This window comes from Glycomyces tenuis DSM 44171 (genome assembly GCF_000427885.1).
GTDB lineage: Bacteria > Actinomycetota > Actinomycetes > Mycobacteriales > Micromonosporaceae > Glycomyces > Glycomyces tenuis.
Genome location: NZ_ATYW01000014.1, coordinates 12698 through 37393, shown reverse-complemented (window position 1 = coordinate 37393; position 24696 = coordinate 12698). Strand labels below are relative to the sequence as shown.

At 69.5% G+C, this 24696-nt stretch carries 24 protein-coding genes and 1 pseudogene; 10 read left to right on the top strand and 15 right to left on the bottom strand.

What is annotated here, in order from left to right; genetic code table 11:
- Positions 1 to 155: 155 nt before the first annotated feature.
- A pseudogene (locus YWW_RS37385) lies at positions 156 to 632 on the bottom strand (transposase family protein); the annotation flags it as partial.
- An 89-nt stretch (positions 633 to 721) separates the two neighbouring features.
- On the opposite strand from YWW_RS37385, the gene YWW_RS0115240 reads away from it, so the two are divergent.
- Positions 722 to 1375, top strand: coding sequence for an HAD family hydrolase (locus tag YWW_RS0115240; RefSeq protein ID WP_026930782.1), 654 nt, complete (start codon positions 722 to 724; stop codon positions 1373 to 1375).
- 177 nt (positions 1376 to 1552) lie between these two features.
- Here the strand turns inward: YWW_RS0115240 and YWW_RS0115235 are convergent, their stop codons facing one another.
- From YWW_RS0115235 to YWW_RS0115225, 3 genes are all read right to left on the bottom strand, one after another.
- On the bottom strand, positions 1553 to 1906 hold the full coding sequence (locus tag YWW_RS0115235) for an iron chaperone (RefSeq protein WP_026930781.1): 354 nt from the start codon (positions 1904 to 1906) through the stop codon (positions 1553 to 1555).
- Positions 1907 to 2143: 237 nt separating this feature from the next.
- Entirely contained in the window at positions 2144 to 2944 is an 801-nt protein-coding gene (locus tag YWW_RS0115230; RefSeq protein WP_026930780.1) for a TIGR02569 family protein, read from the bottom strand.
- Positions 2945 to 3397: 453 nt separating this feature from the next.
- Positions 3398 to 4171 carry an MmyB family transcriptional regulator gene (locus YWW_RS0115225; RefSeq protein WP_026930779.1) on the bottom strand — a complete coding sequence of 258 codons (774 nt, stop codon included), beginning with the start codon at positions 4169 to 4171 and terminating at the stop codon, positions 3398 to 3400.
- Between the two features lie 87 nt (positions 4172 to 4258).
- Here YWW_RS0115225 and YWW_RS0115220 point away from each other — a divergent pair, with 87 nt between their 5' ends.
- Positions 4259 to 4645 (top strand): nuclear transport factor 2 family protein, encoded by a 387-nt coding sequence (locus YWW_RS0115220; RefSeq protein ID WP_026930778.1) that lies wholly within the window; start codon positions 4259 to 4261, stop codon positions 4643 to 4645.
- A 399-nt stretch (positions 4646 to 5044) separates the two neighbouring features.
- Here the strand turns inward: YWW_RS0115220 and YWW_RS0115215 are convergent, their stop codons facing one another.
- Positions 5045 to 5263 (bottom strand): S41 family peptidase, encoded by a 219-nt coding sequence (locus YWW_RS0115215; RefSeq protein ID WP_026930777.1) that lies wholly within the window; start codon positions 5261 to 5263, stop codon positions 5045 to 5047.
- 28 nt (positions 5264 to 5291) lie between these two features.
- Between YWW_RS0115215 and YWW_RS36000 the strand changes: the two genes are divergently transcribed.
- Positions 5292 to 5462 carry a hypothetical protein gene (locus tag YWW_RS36000; protein ID WP_155830195.1) on the top strand — a complete coding sequence of 57 codons (171 nt, stop codon included), beginning with the start codon at positions 5292 to 5294 and terminating at the stop codon, positions 5460 to 5462.
- 179 nt (positions 5463 to 5641) lie between these two features.
- Here the strand turns inward: YWW_RS36000 and YWW_RS0115205 are convergent, their stop codons facing one another.
- Together YWW_RS0115205 and YWW_RS0115195 are read right to left on the bottom strand one after the other, a co-directional pair.
- Positions 5642 to 6535 carry an aminoglycoside phosphotransferase family protein gene (locus YWW_RS0115205; RefSeq protein ID WP_026930776.1) on the bottom strand — a complete coding sequence of 298 codons (894 nt, stop codon included), beginning with the start codon at positions 6533 to 6535 and terminating at the stop codon, positions 5642 to 5644.
- Positions 6536 to 7246: 711 nt separating this feature from the next.
- The gene (locus YWW_RS0115195) at positions 7247 to 7657 is read right to left on the bottom strand and encodes a RidA family protein (RefSeq protein WP_026930774.1); all 411 of its coding nucleotides are present in this window, start codon (positions 7655 to 7657) and stop codon (positions 7247 to 7249) included.
- 78 nt (positions 7658 to 7735) lie between these two features.
- Here YWW_RS0115195 and YWW_RS0115190 point away from each other — a divergent pair, with 78 nt between their 5' ends.
- Positions 7736 to 8101, top strand: a complete 366-nt coding sequence (locus YWW_RS0115190; RefSeq protein WP_026930773.1) for a winged helix-turn-helix transcriptional regulator — start codon at positions 7736 to 7738, stop codon at positions 8099 to 8101.
- An 87-nt stretch (positions 8102 to 8188) separates the two neighbouring features.
- Here YWW_RS0115190 and YWW_RS30750 read toward each other — a convergent pair whose 3' ends face one another.
- From YWW_RS30750 to YWW_RS30745, 3 genes are all read right to left on the bottom strand, one after another.
- The gene (locus tag YWW_RS30750) at positions 8189 to 9115 is read right to left on the bottom strand and encodes a MerR family DNA-binding transcriptional regulator (protein ID WP_051325872.1); all 927 of its coding nucleotides are present in this window, start codon (positions 9113 to 9115) and stop codon (positions 8189 to 8191) included.
- 575 nt (positions 9116 to 9690) lie between these two features.
- Positions 9691 to 10980, bottom strand: coding sequence for an extracellular catalytic domain type 1 short-chain-length polyhydroxyalkanoate depolymerase (locus YWW_RS0115180; RefSeq protein WP_026930772.1), 1290 nt, complete (start codon positions 10978 to 10980; stop codon positions 9691 to 9693).
- Between the two features lie 94 nt (positions 10981 to 11074).
- Positions 11075 to 12367, bottom strand: a complete 1293-nt coding sequence (locus YWW_RS30745; RefSeq protein WP_051325871.1) for an MFS transporter — start codon at positions 12365 to 12367, stop codon at positions 11075 to 11077.
- A 109-nt stretch (positions 12368 to 12476) separates the two neighbouring features.
- On the opposite strand from YWW_RS30745, the gene YWW_RS0115170 reads away from it, so the two are divergent.
- Genes YWW_RS0115170 through YWW_RS0115150 form a run of 5 tightly spaced genes read left to right on the top strand, consistent with a single transcriptional unit; the run spans position 12477 to position 17048 of the window.
- Positions 12477 to 13310 (top strand): PaaX family transcriptional regulator, encoded by an 834-nt coding sequence (locus tag YWW_RS0115170; protein WP_026930771.1) that lies wholly within the window; start codon positions 12477 to 12479, stop codon positions 13308 to 13310.
- The gene (locus tag YWW_RS0115165; protein ID WP_026930770.1) at positions 13310 to 14212 is read left to right on the top strand and encodes an SDR family oxidoreductase; all 903 of its coding nucleotides are present in this window, start codon (positions 13310 to 13312) and stop codon (positions 14210 to 14212) included. The genes YWW_RS0115170 and YWW_RS0115165 overlap by 1 nt, the downstream gene beginning before the upstream one ends.
- Positions 14213 to 14214: 2 nt before the next feature.
- The gene (locus YWW_RS0115160; protein ID WP_026930769.1) at positions 14215 to 15096 is read left to right on the top strand and encodes an amidohydrolase family protein; all 882 of its coding nucleotides are present in this window, start codon (positions 14215 to 14217) and stop codon (positions 15094 to 15096) included.
- Between the two features lie 3 nt (positions 15097 to 15099).
- Positions 15100 to 16596: an acyl-CoA synthetase gene (locus YWW_RS0115155; RefSeq protein WP_026930768.1), complete on the top strand. Its 1497-nt coding sequence runs from the start codon at positions 15100 to 15102 to the stop codon at positions 16594 to 16596.
- The gene (locus YWW_RS0115150; protein WP_026930767.1) at positions 16593 to 17048 is read left to right on the top strand and encodes a MaoC family dehydratase; all 456 of its coding nucleotides are present in this window, start codon (positions 16593 to 16595) and stop codon (positions 17046 to 17048) included. The genes YWW_RS0115155 and YWW_RS0115150 overlap by 4 nt, the downstream gene beginning before the upstream one ends.
- 36 nt (positions 17049 to 17084) lie before the next feature.
- Here the strand turns inward: YWW_RS0115150 and YWW_RS37805 are convergent, their stop codons facing one another.
- Genes YWW_RS37805 through YWW_RS0115125 form a run of 5 tightly spaced genes read right to left on the bottom strand, consistent with a single transcriptional unit; the run spans position 17085 to position 23765 of the window.
- Positions 17085 to 19499, bottom strand: a complete 2415-nt coding sequence (locus YWW_RS37805; RefSeq protein WP_026930766.1) for an RICIN domain-containing protein — start codon at positions 19497 to 19499, stop codon at positions 17085 to 17087.
- Positions 19496 to 20692 carry a mandelate racemase/muconate lactonizing enzyme family protein gene (locus YWW_RS30740; protein ID WP_035701207.1) on the bottom strand — a complete coding sequence of 399 codons (1197 nt, stop codon included), beginning with the start codon at positions 20690 to 20692 and terminating at the stop codon, positions 19496 to 19498. Before YWW_RS30740 ends, YWW_RS37805 begins: the two co-directional genes overlap by 4 nt.
- Before the next feature lies 1 nt (position 20693).
- The gene (locus YWW_RS0115135) at positions 20694 to 21521 is read right to left on the bottom strand and encodes a carbohydrate ABC transporter permease (RefSeq protein WP_026930765.1); all 828 of its coding nucleotides are present in this window, start codon (positions 21519 to 21521) and stop codon (positions 20694 to 20696) included.
- Positions 21521 to 22492 (bottom strand): carbohydrate ABC transporter permease, encoded by a 972-nt coding sequence (locus YWW_RS0115130; protein WP_026930764.1) that lies wholly within the window; start codon positions 22490 to 22492, stop codon positions 21521 to 21523. Before YWW_RS0115130 ends, YWW_RS0115135 begins: the two co-directional genes overlap by 1 nt.
- A gap of 4 nt (positions 22493 to 22496) precedes the next feature.
- Positions 22497 to 23765: an ABC transporter substrate-binding protein gene (locus tag YWW_RS0115125; RefSeq protein ID WP_026930763.1), complete on the bottom strand. Its 1269-nt coding sequence runs from the start codon at positions 23763 to 23765 to the stop codon at positions 22497 to 22499.
- 149 nt (positions 23766 to 23914) lie between these two features.
- Here YWW_RS0115125 and YWW_RS0115120 point away from each other — a divergent pair, with 149 nt between their 5' ends.
- Positions 23915 to 24682, top strand: a complete 768-nt coding sequence (locus tag YWW_RS0115120; protein ID WP_081687481.1) for an FCD domain-containing protein — start codon at positions 23915 to 23917, stop codon at positions 24680 to 24682.
- The last annotated feature ends 14 nt before the right edge of the window (positions 24683 to 24696 follow it).

The window sequence follows — 24696 nt, the reverse complement described above, 5'->3', positions numbered from 1 at the left end:
ATCCCACGAGCCCCGTCCGCCCGAGAAAGCACCGAAATTTTCGCTCCGCAACTCGACCGGCACTCGGCGCCTCCGATCAGAGGCCGAGCGTGCCGTATCGGCCGCCGGTCGGCATCGCGGTCATGCACGTGCTCGTCGTGGACGCCTTCACCGATCGCCTTGCAGTCGTTGCGGTTGCCCGGCAGTGGTGCGCCGACGGCGACGACCGGTCGAGTGTCGGCGTGGATGAGCACTTGATGGTTGGTGGAGGAGCGGTAGTTCTTCGACTTCGCCACCAAGGGTGTGTCGCGAGTGGGCACCAGCGTGCCGTCCACGATCAGGACTGCCTCGGATGAGTGCCGCTGTCGCGGTCGGAGCGCGAGCTTCGGCGCCAGGTCGTCGATGATCCGGTCGGCGGCGGACTTCGAGGTGCCGAACAGGGCAGCGATCTGTCGCCTGGTCAGGTTGGCGCGTCAGTAGACGACGACCAGCAGCATCCTGTCTTCGAAGGCCAGTCCCCATGGACGACCCTTGAGCGCCGGGTCGGCGCCTGTGCGCCGCAGCCGGCGTACCGGCTTCGCAAACTGCCGGGCGTTCAATCCGCTGAACAGCTCGACCATTTCCCCATCCACTACGCTGATCACACCTGCCACTTTCGCATGATCCCATGAGCCCCAGGGGATTGCAGCGTCAAGCCCAGTGTCCAGTGGCCGAACATGGTCAGCAGTCTAGGATGCCTCATGTGACACAACTGCTCGCGCTCTTTGACCTCGACAACACACTGGTCGATCGGGCCGATGCGCACCGTCGGTGGGCCGAAGGCCTGGTTGCTCGGCATGGACTCGGGTCCGGGGCGATTGAGTGGTTGGTCGCTGAGGATGGCGACGGGTTGACCCCCAAGGACCGCTATTTCGCGGCCGTCAGGGAGCGGTTCGGACTGCGCGAGAGCGTTGAGGAGCTCTGGGCGCGGTACCGGACCGAGAAGCCGTCATTGATCAAGCCCGACCCTGGTGTCCAAGCAGGGCTCGCACGGCTGCGAGAACGCGGGTGGCGGATCGGCATCGTGACCAACGGTCGTGAGGACACGCAGGTCGCCACTATCATGCACGCGCAGCTGAGCGTGGTCGTCGATGGTTGGGCGGTGTCGGGCGCCGAGGGGATTAAGAAGCCCATGACGGAGTTGTTCGCCATTGCCGCGAGCCGGTGCGGCGCCGACCTCGCGCTCGGCGGTTGGATGATCGGCGACAGTGCGAAAGCCGACGTCGGTGGAGGGCAGTCGGCGGGGTTGAGCACCATTTGGATCGACCGCGGGCGCACCTGGCCGGGCGGTCCGGCACCGAGCCGCATTGAGCCGAACGCGGCTGCGGCCATTGACTCGCTGCTAGGGCGAGCCTGACCGAAGAACTCCCAGAGGCGCAGCCTCGACGCCTTCCCCGGTAGATTCCGGAGCGCCTCGCCGGACCGGGCGGCCAGTCCTGCAAAGCCACCATCGCGGCAACAACCTTTCAGCCACACCCGACCCGACTGGGCTGCTTACCAACCTAGGGACAACCCTTAATCGTACTCGGAGCGGTCAGGCCCGGGCGGCCTTTCGCGACGCCCGCACCAGCCGTTCGACGAGCTCGTCCGGAATCGGTTTCCGCGGCGAGAATGTGATGCCGGTCTTGGTCGCCTTGAAGCCGAGGGCCGCGATCTCCTCGGCATGATCGGCGATGACACTGGGAAGGAGATACAGACCGCACTGCTTGCTGAACGCCGCATAGCTCGCGACGACGGAGCCGTTGATACGGAACCCCGGCATGTTGTAGGCCACGATCTCCTCCGCCTCCGGCAGCGCGCCGGCCAAGAGCGCGCGCAAGCGGTTCAGCGATGGCCGGAACGGCTCGGGCGCTGCGGCGATGTAGGCGTCGTGATCGGCTATCGCCATGGTCGTGCTTCGCTTCTGATTCCGGTTGTCTTCAAGATTTCGCTTCCTCCAGTGCCGCCCCCGGTCTCAGCCCTTAGGCGCAACTGTACAGGTCACTTCGTGGGCGCCGGGCATCTCGGGCGTGATTGAAAACCGTTCAACCATCATCTCATTCGCCGCACTGGCCATATCTGCCACAGGAGCATGATTTCACGCGCTTCATTGATGTCCGGCCGACGCTCGGCCGAGGAGATACGACTATTCCAGCTCGGCGCGGGTGAGAACCAGTTTCACGACTGGTTCGTAGGCCGGATGGGGCTGCCAACCGCTGCCTGCCGCCCGGGAGGCCTCGAGGTCGGTGATCATGCGGTATAGCAGGGCCCGCAACAGCATCTGCGGCCATTCCGCGAGATGCGACCAGCGTTCGAGGAGCTCGTTGTCGGCGCCGTGCCAGCACAACGCGTCGATCACCGCCACCGCCGCGGCCCATGCAGGCGAACGCCAGTAGGGCGCCCAGTCGATGATCGCCGGAGGCAGTCCCGGCTCGTAGAGGACATTGCCGAGCAGGTCTCCGTGGACCAATTGCTCCCCAAGCGAAACCCGCTCTCGGGCCTTCATCAGTCGCCTGATGACCGGCGCTTCTGCGACGGCGGTCAGATCCCACGCGATACGATCGCCGCGGCTCCACCAGTTGTCCCGGATGTCGAGAAAGTCCGGACGCGGTACGGCGGCGAGCAGCTCGTGGAACACCGCTCCGGCCTCGATGGCCGCATCACATCGCGTCGGATCGGTGCGGCCGGCGAGGTGGTGCCAGGCTTCCCAGCCCTGGTGCAGCCAGTCGCCGGAGACCGCGCGCACCGGGCGAGCGATACGGACTCGGTCGGTGTCGGGAAGCGCGTCCAGGGTCGAAGCCTGCCACCGACTCTCCGCTGCCAGGCCCGCTGGCTTCAACACGACGGAGCCGACCCGCCAAGTCTTGCCCTGCCCGCCTTGGAGCAGATGCGGCTCGCCGACCGCGGCGAAGGCTTCAAGTACATCCTGAGACGGAGGCATTGGCATCGGCCGAACCTAACCGCGGCACCACCGGACCGTCAATCGCTTTCTGTACTCCTCGGCCCTGAAACCGGGTGCACCCACTCCACGCCGGCGCCTCAGGCCGGCCGGAGGAGGCGCCACTCGCCCCGCGACGCCGACCAGACCTGCGCCAATGCGCGGTCAAGCGGCGCTTCTCGGCCGCGTGCGCCCCCTTGCGGACAGCGCGGCCCCGGGTGGGCTGACCCGCATCACGCTCAGCGACGCGGCCTGTGTCAGGCTGCGCCACCGGCGGGTGGGCGGCAGCGTCCGGGCGACTCGACACCGGCGAGCGGCTCCCCTGCGTGGATCGAGTCGGCGAAGCATCGGCCCGCGCCACTTGAAAGGCCCTGACTTTTCCGAGGCGGCGCCGACAGGACAGTGCGCATCGAGGCAGAGGAATGCCTCGTGGACTCCGATGAGGGCTCCTTCTGGGGAGGATCAGTCGCTCCGAGATTCGTTGAAGTAGGCGGCGGTCTCGTCGTCCGCCGGGTAGTAGGACTCGATGGTCAACTCGTCCAGTGTGATGTCCAGCGGGGTGCCGAAGGTGGTGACGGTCGAGAACAGTCGAAGCTCCCGGCCGTCCAGCCGCACGGCCATCGGGATCACCACGTCCGACTCCAGGATCTCGCCGGAATCCTCTGCCGTCTCGGGTCCGAGCAGCTCCTCGTACAGCGCGGTCAGCTCGGAATCGGGTGCGGCCGCCAGCTGGCGCGTGATGCGGTTGCGGAGCACCGAACGGACCTGGGACATGTTGCCGGCCATGCGGGCGAGTCCGCGCGGATCGAGGCCCAATCGCAGCATGTTGATCGGAGGCCGCAGCAGGTCGGGGTCGACAGCGGCGAAGAACGCGTCGACCGCCCGGTTCGCCCGCACGATGTTCCAGCGGCGGTCGAGGACCAGCGCCGGGTACGGCTCGTGCGACTGGAGCACCCGCTCGACCGCCTTGCGGGCGGCGGCGAGGGCGTCGGCGTGGAGCGGCTGCTCGGCGTACTTGGGCGCGAAGCCCGCCGCGAGGAGCAGCAGGTTGCGGTCCCGCAGGGGCACGTCGAGGTGGTGGGCGAGCCGGAGCACCATCTCGGCGCTCGGCTTGGACTTGCCGGTCTCGACCAGGCTGACGTGGCGGGCCGATACGTCCGCGGCTATCGCCAGATCGAATTGGCTGAGCCCGCGACGATGGCGCCACTGCCGCAGGAGGTTCCCGACCGAGTACATGGCGGTCAAGGATAGTGCGCTCACGGCGGAGCGCCATGAAATGCGAGTTCATTGACGGCGAACCGAGCCGCAGAAATACTTGCGGACATGACCACAGGAAACAAGGAACTGATCCAGGAAGCACTCGAACGCGTCGTCGCCGCGGGCGACATCGACGCTCTCGCGCCATATCTGAGCGACGACTTCGTCCACCACAAGCCGGACTCGACCTCTTCGACCAAGGAGGAGTGGCTGGCCGGCGCCCGCCTGGCTCCTATCGCCGACATGCAGATCGAGCCGCTCCAGGTGATGGAGGACGGCGACTTCGTGATGCTCTACTCGCGTCGTTCGCTCCCGAACGTCCGCTCGGGCATCGCGGTGATCGACATCTGGCGAATCGACGACGGCAAGATCGTCGAGGCCTGGGAGATCATCGAGGCGTTGGCCGATGTGGCCGCCAATCTCGCCTGGTGGAAGCCGCAGCAGGCCGCTTAACACTCGCAACTTCTTCGCCTTCGGCTCGCTTTCGATGACATGAGGTGTGGGAGGCGTGGGCCGCGGCAGCGGCGAAGTCAGGGCCCGTGGATCGTCGATGATGAGCTGCGGGCGGTGATCGAGCCGCTGCTGCCGGTCCGCGAGCGGCCGGTCAGGCCGACTCGACCTGGAACGGGCCGTGGTCGGTTCCTCCCACCTGAGAGCGCTGCGTGGCGGCCCGACACCGCTCGGAGCCCGGCAGATCGGGGCCGCCGGGCTCCGGCACCACCTCATCACCGATGCCGGTGGCGCGCCCCTGGCCGCCACGCTCACCGGTGGCGACCGCTGGGAACGAGCCCCATCGGGTGACCAGCCGCGAAGATCCCGATGTTCCATTTGCGAGAGACAGCAGGACGAAGATCACTTGCAAGGGACGCTGTCCGCTACGCGGCCGAGACCTTGAGCTTCTCCAGCGCCGAACCGTCTTCCTGGAACATAGGGCTGGGTCCACGACTGGGTGGCCCGGTCCCCCTCCCGCTCGTACACGTCGTTGAGGTGGACGCGCTCGTCGAACAGGTAGCTGCACACCAGGGCGACCGTGTCCGGGTCACCGCCCAGGCATTCGCGCAGGTCGAGCACGAGCGCATCGGCGGTCGACGCCAGGGTCGTGGCCGCCGAAGACGAACCGCTGCTGCTGCTTCGCCACGTACGGCTCACCTCGGAGCAAGCCGAACAACTGCGCACCATACTCGAGACGGCCGTCGAGAACCTGCAACCGGCCTCGGAAGGCGACGACCGCTACGGCATGCTGGTCAGTTTGTACCGGCAACGGAACTGACCGGCTTAAAGTTCCTAACTCTTCTGGAGGCGGCGCCGGCAGATGAGGGCGCAGCCGAGTTCGTGGAAGGCTTGGTGGAGGTCACTGCGTCGTTCCCAGCGGAGGCGCAGGCGGCGGCACCAGTGGAGTTGCGCGATGGTCTGCCGTCGACGCTGCGCCGCTATATCGCAGATGTCCTCTCAGGAAGTCTCGGCCGCGATGCGTTCCAGTGTGCGACGGCCCATGCGGCTCATGGCCGGGTTGCTGTCGACGTAGTACCAGACGACTCCCATGGACTGCTGGAACGCCCAGGCCTTGCCGCGTTCCCATTCGAGATCGCCGCAGCCCAGGGCCCCGCGGAACGCACGACGCGGCTCGGTCTGGAGCAGATGCCAGGCGCCGACCAGGTCCAGGGCGGGGTCGGCCGGGCCGAGCCCACCGACGTCGAGCACTCCGGCCAGGCGCCCGTCGGACACCACCACGTTGCCGGGGATGAGGTCCTTGTGGTTCATGACGTCCTCGGTCGCGCCGCGCGGCAGCTCCCGCAGGGCCGCCCAGATGCGGCGCAGCCGCGGCACGTCGAGCAGCCGCTCACTGCGCTCGAAGCAGGTCGCCATCCACGCGTCGTGGGCCTTGAGGTCGCCACCGCGGCCGTGTCCGGTGAAGACCCGGCCGCGGGTCGGGATCGAGCGCACGCCGCGTATGAACTCGGCCAGGTCCCGCGCGAACGCGACCGACCCGCCGGGGTCGGCCCGGTCGGCGATGTCGCCCGGCACCCAGGTCTGCACCGACCACGGGAGCGGATACTCCGCCCCCGGTGCGCCGATCGCGACCGGTTCGGGGGTGGCGAATCGGGTGCTGCCCAGCAGTTCCCGCGCCGCGACGGCCTCCGTTTCGAGCCACCGGCGGGTCTGGTCGGGATCTCCTGGTTCCAGCGGGAACCTGGCGGCGAGTTCGTCGCCGATGCGGAAGACGGCGTTGACCGTTCCCTGCGAGGCGACGCGGCTGACAGGCAGGCCCCGCCATTGTGGGAACTGCACGTCGACCAGCTTCCGGACCGTGGAGGGCGACACGTCCAATTGGTCGGGATGCATCTGCACCTCCCGAGCCTCACATGCCGGGCCCCTCGACCGCAATCGGCTTTCCACCCGCCGCACCGCGATGGCGGTCAGCGTGGCCAGAGGCGCCCGCAGGACAACCCGGCCACGGAAGCGGCGGAGCGCCCGCTCTCCCTCGCGGCCGAGTACCTGCGATTGTGTCCGATGAGGCCGTCCAGAGTGTCCCTGGTGCGGAGGAGTTCCACGACGCGTCCGGTCAGCAGATCGCGCTCGCGCCGCTCGGTCTGGTGTACGTGCACCTGGAGGCGGCGGCCGACGAGGAGGTCCTGGTCGGCCTTTGCGACGCCTGGTCCGGCACCTTGATCGTCACCCCTTCGCGTCCCGGCGAACTCCCGCAGGCCGACAAGGCCGCGGCCGAACGCCGGTTGGGCTCGGGGGCCGACCTGATCAGCTTCGGCCGCGCCTTCATCTCCAATCCGGACCTCGTCGAGCGGCTGCGCCGGAACCTCCCGATCGCCCCGCACGACGAGGCGAGGCGGCGACACCGGCTACATCACACCTACCCGGCGTACCGGCACACGGCGCGCGACCGTTCTCCGCGGACCCGACCGGACAATCTGACCGGGCATTCGGGCCGGCGCCCCGGCCACTGCCGTCGGCTCGATGGCATTGCGCGACGGCTCGGGGCCAGAGAGCACCCGCGGGCGGCCCTGCATTCGGTGAACGCGGGGCCGCCTCGCACCGCCGTCAGTCGAGCACGGCGTACGCCTCGACCTCGACCAGGACGTCCGGCTCGAACAGGTAGTCGACGCCGATGACCGACAGCGGCGGCAAGGGCCGGGGCATCCCGAGCTCCTCGGCGACCCGCTCGATGCCGGCCATGAATTCCCCGTACTTCTCGGGCTCCCAGTCGGTGACGAAGAATCTGAGCCGTACGACATCAGCGAAGCCCGCTCCGGCGCCGGCGAGGCCACGGGCGGTATTGCGCAGGGCCTGCGCCATCTGCCCGGGCAGGTCGCCGGCGGCGACCCGGTCGCCCTCGCCGTCGCGCGCGATCTGGCCGGCCACGTGAATGTGACGGGTGCCGGTGCTCACGGAGACGTGGTGGTAGGGCACGGGCCGGAACATGCCCTCGGGGGTCAGCAACTTGACTGTCATGAAAGCTCCTTCGCTCGCGATTGCAGGTATCTGATGTATATCTAGTGAACGAAGGGAACTTCAACTAGACTAGGTTTCATGGCCGAAACCTCCCCGGGCGCGCGACTGTCCGCCGCGCACCGCGAATTGCTCGATCAGACCCTCGACAAGTGGTCGTTGCAGATACTCGACCAGCTCTGCGGGCGGTCGCTGCGCTTCAACGAGCTGCGCCGGGCGATCCCCGCGGTGACCCAGAAGTCGCTCACGACGGCGCTGCGCCGACTGGAGCGCAACGGGATGGTCACGCGCGTGATCGTGAATACGCGCCCCGTCGCCGTCGAGTACCGCATCTCACCGCTCGGCAAGACGCTGCAAGACCTGATCGACGCGCTCCTGGCCTGGAGTTCCGAGCGGCTTCCCGAAGTCGAGCGCGCACGCTCCCGCTTCGACGAGGAGAACCGGTGACGTTCATGCCGACGGACGGTCGTCCCCCGAGGCGCGCCAGGTCCCCGCGGGCCATGATCCGGAAAGCGGCGAGACCGGTGAACGCGGTCAGCGCCTCGGCTCGGCCGTCTTCCCGCTCTCGGGAGGGTGGGCGTCGAAGACGCTGACCGGGTCGTCGGCGGCGCTCGCGCCGGCGGCCAGCGCCGCGCGACTGCCGACCTGCCGGGCGCTGGGCCCGATGGGCCTGAGCCCGTGGCGCCGCACGTGGTCCTCGAAGGCGAGGAGGTGGAGGTATCCCTTGGCGGCTTCCTGCTCCGGCGTCAGGTCGCCGGCGTCGGCACCGGTGAAGGTGACCTCGACGCGTCGCGGCAGCGTCCCGCCGATCACGGCGAGGTCCCGCCCGGTGTCGGCGCGGACGCGCGCCGCCAGGTGTGCACGCACGGCCGGGGCGAGCGAGTCGGGCACCGGGAGCGCGAGCAACATCTGACCAGCGCCGTTCCTGGCGGCCGAGTCCGGGACCCCGGTCCAGAACGACTCCGCGGGCTCGACGCCGACCCCGACCAGGGCCTCGTCCAGAGCGGTCAGCACGGCCGGGACGTCGACCGCGAGCGCGGCGAAGGACTCGACCTTGGCCTCGACGTCGTCGGGGATGTCGAGGTCGACGACGGCGCCGACCCAGTCGGCGGCGCCGGCCGGGACGCTGTGGGCGACGAAGCCGGCTGGATCGAACGCGCTCACCAGCTCGGCCACGGCGAGGTAGAAGTCCTCGAGACCTCGCCGCAGGTCGACCGTGCCGCGCCAGTCCTCGAAGTCGAAGTCCGAGGCGGCGACGAGCTCGGCCAGCGGCACCTGGGCACGTCGCAGCAGGTCCGTCGTGATCCCGTGCCGCAGTTGGGAGCGGGCGTAGGAACGGTACCCGGATACGGGGTCGACCGAGGCCGGCGTGAGAATGCCGCGCTCGGCGTACAGGCGCAGCGCCTTCGCCGAAAGCCCGGTCATCGTCGCGAACTCCCCCGCCGTCAGATCACCTGTCATGGTCCTCCTCGGTTTCCTGTCCAGGCCGTGTCCGGGCATCCCGGGTGGGGCGGGTGCCCGAGACCGCTCGTTCGCTCGCAGTGCCGGTGCACAGCTCGCAAGCGCCGCCGGGAGGGCGGAAAGGCTTCCAGATCCGGGTGTGTCGGAGCTGGGCCTGACAACGCGGCGAGCGGGCGAGCGGCCCGGCGACGCCCGTTCTCGGAATGCTCGAACACGGCTCAATCCTCCCCCATGTTCGACCTTGCCCCAGGGGCGAAGTCAAGCCCTGTTGCGGCTCACCGCCGTCATGGCCGCCGCGCTTGGTTCGCGGCGGCGTCCGGAAACGGAGGAGAAGGGGTCAGCCAACGGGACCGCGATGCCCACCAGCGGTGGCGGCTGAGCGCCGACGGGACGATCACCGGCGCCCAGCCGGGGCCGCGCCCGGAGGTCGAAGAGGCCTCCACCGCGAACGCGGCGTCGAGGGCCTTCTGGTCGATGCGGCGGTTTCAGCGCTTCGCACCGAACCAGAAGGCCCTCGCCCCGGAACAGGCCGACTCGGCCGCTACGGGGTTCACGGCAGGGCACCCTGGCCGTGATCACCTGGCGGTACAGGACACCGCCGGAGCCGCGGACGAACCCGAACCGATGAAGCCCCAGGCGGCGCTTCTGGTCTGGCCGCCCGCGATCGAACCGTTCCATCCCACATCGCTGGCGGTCACTGTGGACCCGCTGGTGGCCACCTGCGCGTTCCAACTGCTGGAGATGGACTGCCCGCCGGGCCACGTCCAGGTGAGGGTCCAACCGTCGATGTCGCCAGCTCCGGCGGTGATGTCGACATCGCCCTGCCAGCCCGAGCCCCAGTCGTTGACGACCTGAATGGTCGCGGTGCAGTCTCCGGCGGGCGGCGTGGTCTCGTCGTCGGGCGGGGTGGTGGTGCCGTCGTCCGGCGGCGCCTGGTCGAGGCCGAAGAACTCGATGGCGAGCCGTGCCATGCCGCCCTGCGGCAGGCTGTGTCCGGCGCCGACGGCGGTGATGGCCTCGACCTGCACGGTGCCGCTCGCGTCGGCGAAGTTGCGGCGGTTCCAGTTCGGCCCAGGCTGGTCGGTGGACGTCGGGTTCTGACTGAGCCCGAACACGTTCGTCCACTGGTCGACCTCTTCCTGCAGGAGCTGGTACGGCACGAGCGGGTCCTGGTCGCCGTGCCACAGCTGCACTCGCGGCCGCGGGCCGCTGTAGCCCGGGTACGCCTGCCGCACTGCCTCGCCCCATTCCTGTGGCGTCTCGTCCTTGCCGCCGTTCACGCATTGGCTGGTCTGGGGCGGGAAGTCCGCCTCGTTCTCGAAGCAGGCGAAGGGCACGCCCATGAACACCGATCCGGCCGCGAACACGTCCGGGTAGAGGGCGAGGAGGGCGTTGGTCTCCATGCCGCCGGAGGAGCTGCCGGTGACGTAGACCCGCTGCGGATCGGCGCCGTACTGCTGCTCGGCATAAGTGACCATCGAGACGATGGATGCCGGGTCGCTGCCACCGCCGCGGCGTTTGGAGGCCTCCGACCACACATCGAAGCAGTTGCCCATCGCCGTCTGCTTCGTGGCGGTGGGGTAGATGACGATGAAGCCGTACTGATCGGCGAGCGAGGCGAACTCCGAGCCGGAGTAGAACCCGGTGCCCGAGCCGCCGCACCCGTGCATGGCCACGAGGACCGCGGGGTCGTCCGGGCGGGAGTCCGGCACGTAGATGTGCATTCGCAGGTTGCCGGGGTTGTCGCCGAAGTCGGTCACCTCCGTCAGCGAGGCGGCGGCGGCCGAGGGCGCGAACGCGACCCCCGCCGCCGCGAGCAGCAGTCCGCTGAGGACGGCCGCGAAGGCGGTTCTGGTTCGTTTCATGGTGCTTGACTTCCTTTCGTGTCGGGCTTGCCCCCGTACCCGACGAGGTCATTCGTCGTATCCGTGACGATCGGCAGCGGTGTGTATGGAGTCGCTATGCGGTTGTCCGGGTCAAGTCGGTCTGATGCGTCTCGGCGGCCACCCAGATGCACACCGCCGTGATCAGGCAGCACGCGGCGATGAGCACGGCGAGCACGAAAGGGCTCGCGCCCGCGCCGAGCAGCGCGGCGAACGCGAGGGGCGTGGCGCCCGCCCCGGTCGAGGAGATCTGGTAGCCGAGCGAGGCGCCGGTGTAGCGGGTGCGGGTGGCGAACATCTCGCTGTAGAGCGCGGCCAGCGGCCCGTACATCATCGGGTGGACGACGGCCTGTCCGAGGACCACGGCGATGGTGAGCATGACGACGGAACCGGTGTCGATCATGGGGAACAGCGCGAACGCGGCCGCCGCCATGACCAGTGCGCCGACCAGCACGATCGGGCGTCTGCCGACCCGGTCCGACCAGGCCGAATACCCGAGAATGCCGACCACCGCGAGCGCGGAGGAGAGCGCGAGGGCGTTCAGCACAGTGCCTCGGTCGAAGCCGGCCTCGACGGCGTAGGCGATGACGAACACGGTGAGCGTGGACTGGGCGACGAACACGCCGAAGCCGATGCCCACGGCCAGCGCGAGGTTCCGCGGATGCCGCCTGAGCACTTCAAACAGCGGCCATCGTTCCGATTCGGCCGGGGCGGACCGCGAGTACACGGGGGTCTCGGCGACCTTCAGCCGCACGAACAGGCCGAGCGCGAGGAGGGCGACGCTGGCCAGGAACGGGATCCGCCAGCCCCATGCCAGGAACTGCGCCTCGGTCGTGCCGGCGGCGACCAGGGCCAGCACTGCGGTCGAGACGACCATGCCGCTCGGCGCGCCGGCATTGGTGAAGGACGCCCACAGGCCGCGGCGGGAGGAGGCGTGTTCGGCGGTGAGCAGCACCGCGCCGCCCCATTCGCCGCCGAGCGCCATGCCCTGCACGATGCGCAGGGCCACCAGGAGGAGCGGCGCCAGGGCACCGACCTGCTCAGAGCTCGGCAGCGCCCCGATGAGGGTGCTGGCGACGCCCATGGTGGTCATGGTGATGACGAGCATCCGCTTGCGGCCCAGGCGGTCGCCGAAGTGCCCGAAGAGAACGCCGCCGAGCGGTCGGGCCAGGTACCCGGCGGCGAGAGTGCCGAAGCTGGCCACGGTGCCGACCACAGGCTCCATCTCGGAGAAGAAGACCCGGTTGAAGACGACGGCGGCGGCGGTGGCGTACAGCAGGAAGTCGTAGAACTCGATCAGGCTGCCGAGGTAGCTGGAGAAGACCGCGCGGCGGAGCTGGGACCCCGTAGGCGATTCGATCCGAGACATGGCGTGCCTCCGGTTGGGATGGCGGTCGGGCTCCGGGCGAGGGCCGGTCGATAGAAATTAATCTATGTAAATATGTGACGACAGTCAAGGATTTACCTATAATGATTTCATGACGAGTGACATCAGCGAGGTTCGTCCGCAGGGGCTGCTGCTCACCTTCTTCGGCGGTCACCTGCTCGGGCGGGGCGTGTGGGTCTCCACCGGCAGCGTCCTGGAGGTGCTCGCCCGCGTCGGGATCGCCGAGCACGCCGCCCGATCGACGTTGAGCCGGATGGCCGAACACGGCCTGCTGCGAAGGCATCGGCGCGGGCGCAAGGTCTACCTGGGGCTCACGCCACGCTCACGGGAGATCCTCGATGACGGCGAGGTCCGGATATGGAGGATCGGGGTCGCCAACGACCACTGGGACGGCACCTGGACGCTGCTCGGGTTCACCGTGCCCGAGTCGCAGCGGCGGCAGCGGCACCTCCTTCGCTCCCGGCTGCTGTGGGCCGGATTCGGCGGCCTCCAGGGCGGGCTCTGGATCGCACCGTCGCCGATGGACGTCAACGGCCTGCTCGACGGCATCGAGGCCGCCGAGCACGTCAAGGTGTTCCAGGCCCGAGCGGTCGCCCCCACCGACGTGGACGAGCTGGTCGACAGCGCCTGGGACGTCGAGGGGCTCGCGAAGACGTACCACCGGTTCATCGACCGGTGGGCACCGGATCCGCCCGAGGCCGAGACCTCCGACGCGTTGGCCCGCCAGCTCTTGTTGACCGCCGAGTGGCTGCAGATCCTGCGGCGGGACCCCCGCCTGCCCGTTCGGCACCTGCCCGCCGACTGGCCCGCCGAGCGCGCACAGCGGCTCTTCCGCAGGCTCCATGCCGAGCTGGAGCCCGCCGCCCGGGCCATCGCCTTCGAAACACTCGAGACCATTCCCGAAGAGGACGAAGGAGAGCACTGATGGATCTGACGGGCAAGGCCGTGGTCGTCACCGGCGCGGGGCAGGGCTTGGGGCGGGCGTACGCGCTGGCACTGGCCGAGGCCGGCGCCGCGGTCGTGGTCAACGACGTCGACGAGGCCGCGGCCGAAGGCGTGGCGGCCGAAGCCGGCGGCCGGGCCGTCGCCGCGCCCGGAGCCGTCGGCGCCACGGCGGTGGCCGAGGCGCTCGCGGAGCGGGCGTTCAAGGAGTTCGGCCGCTTGGACGGGCTGATCGCGAACGCCGGCGTGCTGCGCGACCGCATCCTGTGGAAGATGTCCGACGAGGACTTCGACACGGTCCTCGACGTGCACCTGCGCGGCACCTTCACCTGCGTGCGCGCGGCGGTGCGGCGGATGCGGGAGCAAGGCGAGGGCGGGCGGATCATCGTGGTCGGCTCGCCGGCCGGGCAGCGCGGCAACGTCGGGCAGACCAACTACTCGGCCGCGAAGGCGGCGATCGTCGGCATGGTCCGCACCTGGGCCATGGAGTGCGCGCGGGACCGGATCGCGGTCAACGCCCTGATCCCGGTGGCGGCGACGTCGATGACCGAGCACATCCCCGTCTTCGAGCCGTACGTGCGCGCATGGGAGGAGCGCCACGAACCGCTGCCGGCATGGCTCCGCGCCGGGGCCGGCTTCGGGACGCCTGAGGACGCCGCGGGGCTCCCGGTCTTCCTGATGTCCGAGGCCGCGGCCGCCGTCACGGGCCAGGCCATCGGCATCGGTGGCGACCGGTTGTCGCTGTGGTCGCATCCGCGGGAATCGGTGACGGCCTACCGGGGCGGCGGGTGGGACGCGGACGCGATCGCGGCCGTGTGGCCGGCCGCCTTCGACGCCGCGGCCGAGTCGTACGGCGTCCCCGCCGTCGAGGGCCCTGAGGCGTGACCATGGAGATCGACGGCCTCGACGCGATCGACATGCACGTCCACGCGGAGATCTCCGAGAGCGGGCACACCTCGCTGCCGGACGATCTGATGGCGGCGTCCACCGCGCACTTCTCGTCGGCCGAGGAGCGGAGCCCGACGATCGACCGGATCGCCGCCTACTATCGCGAACGCCGCATGGCGGCGGTGGTCTTCACCGTCGACGCCGAGCACGCCACCGGCCGACCGCCGATCGCGAGCGAGGAGGTGGCCGAGGCCTGCGGCCGCCATCCCGACGTGCTGATCCCCTTCGGCAGCGTGGACCCGTGGCGAGGCGCCGCGGGAGTGGCGACGGCCCGCCGCCTCGCGGCCGACCACGGCGTCCGAGGATTCAAGTTCCACCCGAGCCTGCAACGGTTCGACCCGTCCGACCGCATGGCCTATCCGCTGTACGAGGCGCTCGAGGAGCTCGGGCTCCCCGCCGTCTTCCACACCGGGCAGACGGGCATCGGGGCCGGCCTGCCCGGCGGCGGCGGCATCCGGCTGCGGTACTCGAACCCGATGCTGCTCGACGACGTGGCGGCCGACTTCCCGGATCTGACCATCGTGCTCGCCCATCCGTCCTTTCCCTGGCAGGAGGAGGCGCTCGCCGTCGCCGTCCACAAGCCTTCGGTCTACATCGACCTGTCTGGCTGGTCGCCGAAGTACTTCCCGCCGATCCTGGTGCGCTATGCCGACTCGCTGCTCAAGCGCAAAATGCTCTTCGGATCGGACTACCCGCTGCTCACCCCGGAGCGGTGGCTGGCCGACTTCGCCGAGCTCGACCTCAAGCCCGAGGTCCAGCCGCTGATCCTCAAGGAGAACGCCGCCCGGCTCCTCGGCCTGCCCGGATCCGAGAGAGGATGAGCCATGCGCGACTTCGGCATCGGGTCATGGGCGGCACGTCGGGCGCGCAAGACACCAGGCAAGACCGCCGTCATCGACTCGGAGGGGCACTGCACCTACGCCGCCTTGAACGAACGGGTGCGGCGGCTGGCGAACGCGCTGCGAGATCTCGGCGTCCGGCGCGGCGACCGGATCGCCTACCTCGGACCGAACCACCGCACCTTCATCGAGACGCTCTTCGCCGGCGGCGCGCTCGGCGCGATCTTCGTTCCCCTGAACACCCGCCTGGCCGCGCCGGAGCTCGAACACTGCCTGGCGGACTCGGGCAGCACGGTGCTGATCCACGGACCCACCGCGGCGATCGCATCGGGCACCGTGCGCCACTCGATCGCGATCGGTTCCGACGGCACGGGTTCCCTGGGCTACGACGAGCTGCTGGCGGGCTCGGCGGCGACGCCGATCGACGAGACGGTCGCACTCGACGACCCCTTCATGATCATGTACACCTCGGGCACCACCGGCCGCCCCAAGGGCGCACTGCTCACGCACGGCAACGTCACCTGGAACGCGGTCAACGTCCTCGTCGACATCGACCTCGCCTCCGACGAGGTCACCTTGTGCGTCGCGCCGCTGTTCCACACCGCGGGCCTGAACATGACCTGCCTGCCGACACTGCTCAAGGGCGGCACAGTGATCCTGGAGGAGACGTTCGACCCCGACCGCGCCCTGAAGCTCATCGGCGCCCACCGTGTCACGTACATGTTCGGCGTCCCGGTCATGTTCGACGCGATCGCACGGTCCGAGACGTGGGGCGCCGCCGACCTGTCGAGCCTCCGCCAGGTCAGTTGCGGCGGTGCGCCGGTCCCGGCGACCACGATCGCCGCCTATCTCGACCGCGGAGTCGCCTTCAGCCAGGGATACGGCATGACCGAGACCTCACCGGGCGTGCTCTTCCTGTCCGGCGACGACTGCGCGCGCAAAGCCGGAACGGCGGGCGTGCCGCACTTCTTCACCGACGCCCGCGTCGTCGACGGCCGGTCACGACCGGTCGGGACCGGCCGTCGGGGCGAGGTGGTGGTGTCCGGCCCCAACGTGATGCGCGAGTACTGGGGGCGCTCCGACGACACCGCACCGACGCTGGACGAAGGCTGGTTCCGCACCGGCGACATCGCCACCGTCGACGACGAGGGCTACGTGTCCATCGTCGACCGGGCGAAGGACATGATCGTCTCCGGCGGCGAGAACGTCTCCCCCGCCGAAGTCGAGACGGCGCTGGGTGAGCACCCCGACGTGGCCGACTGCGCGGTGATCGGCGTGCCCGACGACACCTGGGGCGAAGTCGGCAGGGCCATCGTCGTCCCCGCCCGCGCCGGCCACGCGGACGCCGCGGCGCTGCTGGGCTTCCTGCGCGGCAGGCTCGCCGGATACAAGATCCCGAAGTCCGTGGTCTTCGCCGTGGAGCTGCCCCGCTCCGCCACCGGGAAGATCCTCAGAAGAGCACTGCGAGAGGAGTACCGATGAGCCGCCGAGTCGACGGCATCACCGAGATCATCGCCCTGGCCGGAACCGGCCTCGGCAGCACCGGCTGGAGGGAGGTCGCCCAAGACCGGGTGCACCTGTTCGCCGACGCCACCGACGACCACCAATGGATCCACACCGACCCGGTGCGCGCCGCCGACGGACCGTTCGGCGGCGCCATCGCACACGGCTACCTGACACTGGCCCTGATCATCCCCATGTTCGGCGAGCTCCTCGAGATCGACGGCGTCACCGCGAGCGTCAACTACGGGCTGAACCGGGTGCGCTTCCCCGCCCCGGTGCGCGTCGGCGAGCGCATCCGCCTGCACGCCGACGTCGTCGATGCCGAGCAGATCAACGGCGGCGCCCAGCTGGTGCTGGACTTCACCGTGGAACTCGAGCACAGCCCCAAACCGGCATGCGTCGCCCAGGCCGTCTACCGCTATTACCGCTGACGCCGCTCGATCGGAGGTCGAGCCTCGGCCCGATCGTCAGGTGAGGGTCCATTGCTGGTTGGCGCCTCCGTGGCAGGACCACAGGTGGACCAGGGAGCCGTTGGCGGTGCCGTAGGCCGAGACGTCCAGGCACAGCCCGGAGGCGACGTTGGCGACCGAGCCGTCGGCGCCCAGCTCCCAACGCTGGTTGGTCCCTCCATGGCAGTTCCAGATGATCACCGCCGTGCCGTTGGCCGTCCCGGCGCCCTCGGCGTCCAGGCACTTGCGCGAACCTCCGGAGTAGACCGTCAGCTCGCCGGACGCGGTGTGGGTCCATTGCTGGTTGGCTCCGCCGTGGCAGTCCCAGATGTGCAGCTGCGTGCCGTTCTCGGTCGACTGGTTCGGCACGTCCAGGCACCGGTTCGATCCCACGCCGCGCAGTTCACCGGAGCCGGGCGTGGGGCCGCCGTCGGTCGGGCCCGCGTTCGCCATGATCTCGGCGGCCCCGGCCGGGATGTCGCCGGCGGAGAAGACGGTGTTGTTCTGGACGGTGTTGCCGCGTTCGCCGTCGGGGATGCCGGTGATGTCGGGACTGGTCGAGTAGTTCCCGGTGAGGGTGAGGTCACCGGTGTTGTGGCCCCCGTTGATGTTCGCGTGGGCCCATTGCCCGGCGGTGTCCATCATGACGTTGCCGGTCACGTTGAAGTAGCGTGAGCCTTCGTCGAAGTACATGCCGAGCTGGCCGGTGCCGTCGCAGAAGTTCCCTTCGATCGTGCTGTTCGGGTGCGCCGAGAGTGAGTAGATGCAGCCCGCGTCCCACAGCGTGTTCACGGTGTCGACCAGGTGGTTGCCGACGACGTGGACGTCGGTGTGGGTCGTGGGCGTGTCGTAGATCGGCTGGAAGTCGTACAGGCCGCGGTTGAGGTACTCCTGGCTGCCGCCGGCGTCGTTGGCACCCCACCCGTAGCCGATGCCGATGCCGCTGTAAGGCATGTCGGCGATGTAGTTGTGGTCGATCATGAGCCCGGTGACGTAGGTGGCCAGGATCGCGTCGTTGTCGAGGTACTCGAGCGCCGTCGAGTAGATGCTGTTCTCGCTGATGAGGATGTCCCGGTTGACCATGCGCCGGTCGGAGGGGTGGTGGGCGTCGGGGCGGACGCCGCCGACCACGATGCCGCCGCCGGCGCTCTCGGTGAAGGTGTTGCCGGTGACGGAGACGTCGTGGGCGCCGAGGCCGACGCCGGTGGCGTGGGCGTTCGCGTCATTGCCGATGCCGAGCCCGATCGAGCCGAGGTTCACGAAGGTGTTGCCTTCGAAGGCGATGCCTTCGGCCGCCGAGACCTGTACCGCCGCGGGCGTCTGCGACCAGTTGTTGCGGGAGCCTTCGAATCCGTAGCAGCCGCGCGAGCACGAGTTGAACGCGTCGCCGGGCCGGGTGGGCTGGTGTCCGGTCATGAAGGTGCCGGTCTGCTGGTTCGCGTAGCCGTCGGACGAGCTGGGGTGGAGCCAGGAGGTGCCGGTGAAGGTCAGCCCTTGGAACTCGAGGTCGCGGACCGGCTGGTCGTAGGTGCCGCCGATTTCGATCAGGGATTCGAGCCGGGGCATCTCGACGCTCGTGTTCGCCAGGTCCTGGCCCTGCAGCGGCTTGTAGTACAGCGTTCCGGCGTTCGCGTCCAGGTACCACTCACCGGCTTCGTCGAGGAATCGACGAGCGTTGCTCAGGGAGAACCGCGGGCCGACGTACGAGTTCTGGATCGTGTCGTATCCCCAGGTGTTGTTGTCCCAGGCGGGCTGCTGCATCGTGACCGTCGAGCCGGAGATGTGGTCCACCGGGGTGATCCGGGTGGTCCATGTCAGGTGCGCCACGAGCTCGATGCGCTGCTGGTCCGGCAGGCCGGAGAGCCAGCCGAGGTTCTGGTTCTGGACGGTGAACCCGTTCGAATTGAGCGAGATGTCCGATGGGGACAGGTTGAGGCCGGCGCGGCGCGCCAGGACGCCGTCGACGTAGAGCTGCCTGGTGTCGAAGCCGGTGCCGACGTCGGCCCGGTAGACGTTCGCCCCGGCGTCGTCGAGGACCCAGCCGGTGACGGCTTGGGCGCCGGTCACCACGGGGGCGGCGTCGGGGGCGGCCCGCCAGGTCACGGTGTGCCCCTCGCGGCCGGAATCGGCGGCGTCGAATCGCAGCGGGGAGCCGAGCCGGAACGTCCCGTCCAGGAGGTTGACCTCGACGTCGCCGTCGCCGTTGGCGGCGGCCGCGCGAGCCCGCTCCTGGGCCTCTTCGAGGGTCTCCAATGGTTGATCAACGGTGCCGGGGCCGCTGTCATCGCCATTCGGAGCGACGAAGAACGTGTATTCGGCCGCCTGGGCGTACACCGGGTCGGCGGCCAGGCCGACGAATGATCCGGTGGCCGCCAGGAGGCCGGCCGCGGCCAGAGCGGCGGCGCGTACGCGACTCGGGGGTGAGTGTCTCATGGTCTTTCCTCTCGTGTTTCGTTGAGGTTCGGTGCGTCGGTGCCGGGCGGCGGGGCGGCGTGCAGCCGCCGCCCCGCGGTCTCCGGTCGGATGGCGGGTCCGTCGGGGTCGGGTTCGCTCGGACGGGGTTCGAGTGCGGCGATCGTCCGCTCGTCGATTCGGACGCCCAGGCCCGGTGCGTCGCCGAGGACGAAGGCGCCGCCCTCGACGTGCAGGTCGAGCGAGACGCCGACCGGCGGTAGGAGGCCCTGCAGTTCGCCGGCGAGGTGGTTGGGGACGGACGCGGCCGCGTGGAGCAGCCCCACCGGGGTGTTGCCGATGAGGCTGACGGGGAGCTCGTGGGCGTTGGCGAGGGCCGCGACCCGCAGGAAGTGGGTGACCCCCCATACCGCCGAGGTCTGGACGATGTCGACCGCACCCGCCGCCAGGAGCGGGCGGTACTGCTCGAGGCCGGTGAGGTTCTCGCCGCTGGCAACCGACGCCCGGACGCCGCGCTGGACGACGGCCATGCCCTCGGCGTCCCAGCGTCGGACGGGTTCCTCCACCCATGTGAGGTCGATGGAACGCTCCAGTTCGCGGATGTGGCGGACCGCCTGCTTGCGGGTCCAGCACTCGTTCGCGTCGAGCATGAGGCTCGGGCGCTCCCCCTTGGCGGCCTCGGTGAGCACCTCTCGCACCAGGCTCAGCCGTGAGCGGTCCCGGTCGACGTCGAGGCCGCCCTTGAGCTTGGCCGCGCGCAGGCCGCGCTCGGCGTAGTCGCGGTAGGCCGCGACCAGTTCGTCGTCGCTCAGAGCGATGTCGAGGCCCGAGGCGTAGGCGGGGACGATCCGGTCGCGGCCGCCCAGGAGGAGCCACAGCGGTTGTCCGGCCGCCTGCGCCTTGATGTCCCACAAGGCGGTGTCGAGCGCGCCGATGGTGCCGAACAGGGCCCCGGCGTGGCCGGTCTTGAAGGTGTATCGCAGCATGCGGTCGTACAGGAAGGCCACCGAGCGCGGGTCCTCGCCCTCGACGGCGGCGAAGAGGGTCTCCAGGCCGACGTGCGATCCCAGTCCGACGCCGGTGACGCCCTCGTCGGTGTCGACCAGGACGATCGGCACGGTGACGGTCCCGTCGGCGATGACGCCGTTGGCGTCGCCGACGGGCCGGCCCCATTCCTGGACGGTGGTCAACGTGCGGTACCCGGTGATCTTCATGTCACCCCTTCGTGGAGCCGACGGTGACGCCCGCGGTGATCTGGCGTTGGAAGAAGAGGTAGAGCAGCAGGACCGGGAGCGCGGCGATGAGCACTCCGGCTGCGAAGGTCGGGATGTCGGCGGAGTACTGGCCGCGCAGCGAGGTGACGCCGACCATGAGGGTGCGGTGCTCGGCCGAGGGCATCACCAGCAGCGCGATGAGCACGTCGTTCCAGCAGAACAGCGCGTTGAGGATGCCCACCGACAGCAGCGCCGGCCGGCCGAGCGGCAGCATGATCCGCCGGTAGACGCCGTAGACCGAGTTGCCGTCGATCCGGGCGGCGTCGATGATCTCGGCCGGGATGCCCGTGTAGTAGCTGGTCATCAAGAAGACGGTGAAGGGGAGGAACTGCGCGGTGTAGGCGAGGACCAGGCCGGGGTAGGTGTCGATGAGGCCGGTCTGGCCCATGGTGCGGGCGAGCGGGACCATGATCACCTGGAAGGGGATGAAGAGCGCCGCGAGGCAGCCGAGGAACAGCGCCCGCGAGCCGCGGAACCGCAACTGGCTCAATGCGAACCCCGCCATCGATCCGACCAGGAGCAGCAGTGCGACCGCGGCGGCCACGACGACGACCGAGTTGAGGAAGTAGCGCGCCATGCCGGCGCTGCTCCACGCGGCCTCGAAGTTGTCCCACCGCAGGGATTCGGCCGCCGAGAAGCGGTCGAGGACGTACTCGTGCCGGGTCTTGGAGGCGACGTTGGCGGTGAACACCAGCGGGTAGACCGTGGCCAGCGCGAGCGCCGCCATGGGAATCACGATGAGCCATCGGGCGATGCGGGCGCGGGACATCAGTCCTCCCTCCCCGAGCGGCGCAGGACCGCGGCCTGGAGCAGACCCACCACGAGCATGATGCCGAAGAGGACGGTGGAGGCGGCCGAGGCGAGCGCGGGCCGGTTCATCTGGCCGGCTTGGACCCAGATGTAGTACTCGGGCAGATAGGTCGAGCCCTCGGGGCCGCCGCCGGTCATGACGTAGAGCAGGCCGAACATCGACGTCAGCAGCCCTATCATCGTGGTCACGAAGACGAATTGGATCGTGCGGGACAGGCCGGGGACGATGACGTGCCGGATGACCTGCGGCAGGGAGGCGCCGTCGATCCGCGCGGCGTCGATGAGCGAGGCGTCCAGGGTGGCGAAACCGGCGAGGAACACCACCAGCGCCATGCCGAAGGTCGCCCACACGTGGACGCCCACGACCGTGACCATGGCGACGTCCGGATCGCCGAGCCAGTCGACCGGCCCGAGGCCGACGAGTCCGAGCACGGTGTTGGCCGTGCCGTCGTAGGCCAGCAGCAGGTTGAAGATCGCGCCGACGATCACCGGCGAGAGCACGGCCGGGAAGAAGTAGACGCTGCGGTAGAGCCGATGGCCGGGCACGCGCAGGTAGATGAACGTCGCCAGCGCGCCCGGGATCGCCACCGCGACCGGCAGGAGCAGGACCAGGAGGCCGACGTTCTGGAGCGCCTGGCGGAACAGCGGGTCGTCGAACAGGGTCGCGTAGTTGTCGAACCCGACCGCTTGCCCGTTCCGGTCGCCGTCGCCGGTGAAGGAGAAGTTGACGCCCAGCGCCAGCGGGTACAGCCGCAGCCCGGCGATGATGAGCACCGCGGGCGCCACGAGGACGTACGGCGCGAGGCGGTCGGCGAGGGGACGGCGCGAGCCCCGCAGCTTCCGCGCTTTCGGAGCCTGCGCGTCCCCCCGGCCCTCGGGCCGCCCGACCGTGGCGGTGCGGACCGAGGACGGGGGGCTTCCGATGGGCATGTGCTCAGTCCGCCTGGTCGTTCTCGGCCAGTTGGCCGAGGGCGTCGTCTACGGTGATCGATCCGCTCAGGAGCTGCTGGGAGAGCCGTCCCAGCAACTCGAGTGTCTCGGAGGACAGTGCGACGTGCAGAGCGGGCTCGCCGTCCGGAATCTGGGCGACGATCGCCGAAGCGGCCGGGCCGGCGTCGGAGGCGTCGATGGTGGTGTCGGAGGCGATCGCACCGGCGTCGGCGTAGAACGCCTCGAGCGCGCCGGACGAGGTCAGCGACCGGACCAGGTCGGCGGCGAGCTCCGGGTCGTCGGTCCACTCGGCGACGCCGTAGCCGATGCCGCCGTCGTAGGGCAGGCTCGGGGCCGACTCGGGATTGACGACCGGCGCCGGCATGACGCCGACGTTCTCGGCGCCGAGGAACTCGTTGAACTCCTTCCAGTGGCCGACATCGGACATCAGGCCGATGACATGAGCCGCTTCGCCGGACTCGAAGACCGCGAACATGTCGTTGAACATCGCCGTCGAGTTCGCGCCGTCGTTGAACAGGCCCGTCTCGCCCGCCTCCTGCCACAGCTCGAAGACCCGTCTCACGTTCGGCGAGGTCCAGTCCCGCTCGCCGGCGATCCAGGCCTCGTACTCGGCGTCGGTGAGCACGCCCGAGCCCAGCCCGGAGAGCCAGAACTGGATGCCGTAGCCCTCTTTGTTGCCCTGGGCGAAGCAGGCCGCGCCGGTGGCGTCGGTGATGGCCTCGCAGTCGTCGGCCAGGTCGTCCCAAGTGGTCGCCGGGGCCTCCGGATCGAGACCGGCCTGCTCGTAGAGGGCCTTGTTGTAGTAGATCGGGTGGCCCTGCAAGGTCACCGGCGCCGCGTAGACGTGGCCGTCCTGGCTGAACGCCTCCCAGCCGGCGAGCCGCTCGCGGTCGTCGGCGACGTAGTCGTCGAGCGGGAGGAGGGCGTCGACGCGGTCCCGGAGCTGGCCGCCGCCGTTGAACATCATGACGTCGGGGCCCTCACCGGACTGGATGGCCGTCCCCAGCAGGTTGTAGTACTGGTCGAACGGCTGGGCCACGAACTCGACTTCGACGTCCGGATGCCGCTCGGCGAAGTCGGCCTTCGCCCGCTCGATGTAGGAGGCCGCGGCCTCGTCGCCGGACTTCCAATCCCAGACGACGAGCTTGTCGCCCGAGCCGCCGGAGTCGGAGCCGGGGTCGGCGGCGCTGCCGCAGCCGGCCGATGCCAGTGCCGTGATCACGGCGATCGCCGATAGTGCTCGCTGCTTCATTGCGGATCACTCCCAAGGGGTGGCCGGTCGCCCGACCGCTGCCGTATAGCGTGAACATAACTCGTATGACGTCTGATGTCAATGAAATGACGTATACTGACCGAGCGGGCCAGGACTCCTGCCTGCGGTGGAAGGCGAGCGGAGAGAACATGGCGGCATTGCGGCAATCCGACGCGGGCGATCCTGTGCCCCCGGCGTGGGCGAGCCGGCCGACGAATCTGGCCAAGGCGGTCACCGCCGAACTGGTGCAGCGGATCGTCCGCGGGCAGTACCCGGCGGACAGCGCGCTGCCGCCCGAGCCGGCGCTGTGCCAGGCGTTCTCGGTGAGCCGGACCGTCGTCCGGGAGGCCGTGAAGAGCCTGCAGGAGAAGGGGCTGGTCCAGATCCGCCAGGGCACGGGGACCATGGTGCTGCCCTCGGCGTCGTGGAACATGCTCGACGAACTCGTCCTCGGTGCGAGCATCGACGAGGACGAGGGCCTGACGGTGCTCGACGACCTCGTCGTCACCCGGCGCCTGCTGGAGTCCGACATGGCCAACGTCGCCGCCCGAGTCGCCGACCAGGAGGTGCTCGACCGCCTGTGCGAGCTGGTCGACCAGATGGACCGGCTCGTCGACGACACGGCGTCCTACCACGAGCACGATCGGGACTTCCACGACACCGTCATGCGGGCCTCGGGCAACCGCATCGCCCGAGCCGTCGTGCGATCGCTGCAGAGCCAGGCGGCCAGCACCGCCCGGTACGTGGGCCGGACCGAGCGCGCCCTGTGCGTGGCGTCCAATCGCGGGCACCGCCGCATCTACGAGCGCATCGCCGACCACGACCCGAGCGGGGCCGCCGAAGCGATGTTCACCCACATCACCGAGGCCTGGATCGTCCGCCGAAGCGGACGGGGGACCGACCGGCTCGCACGATGACGCTCCGGTGGGGT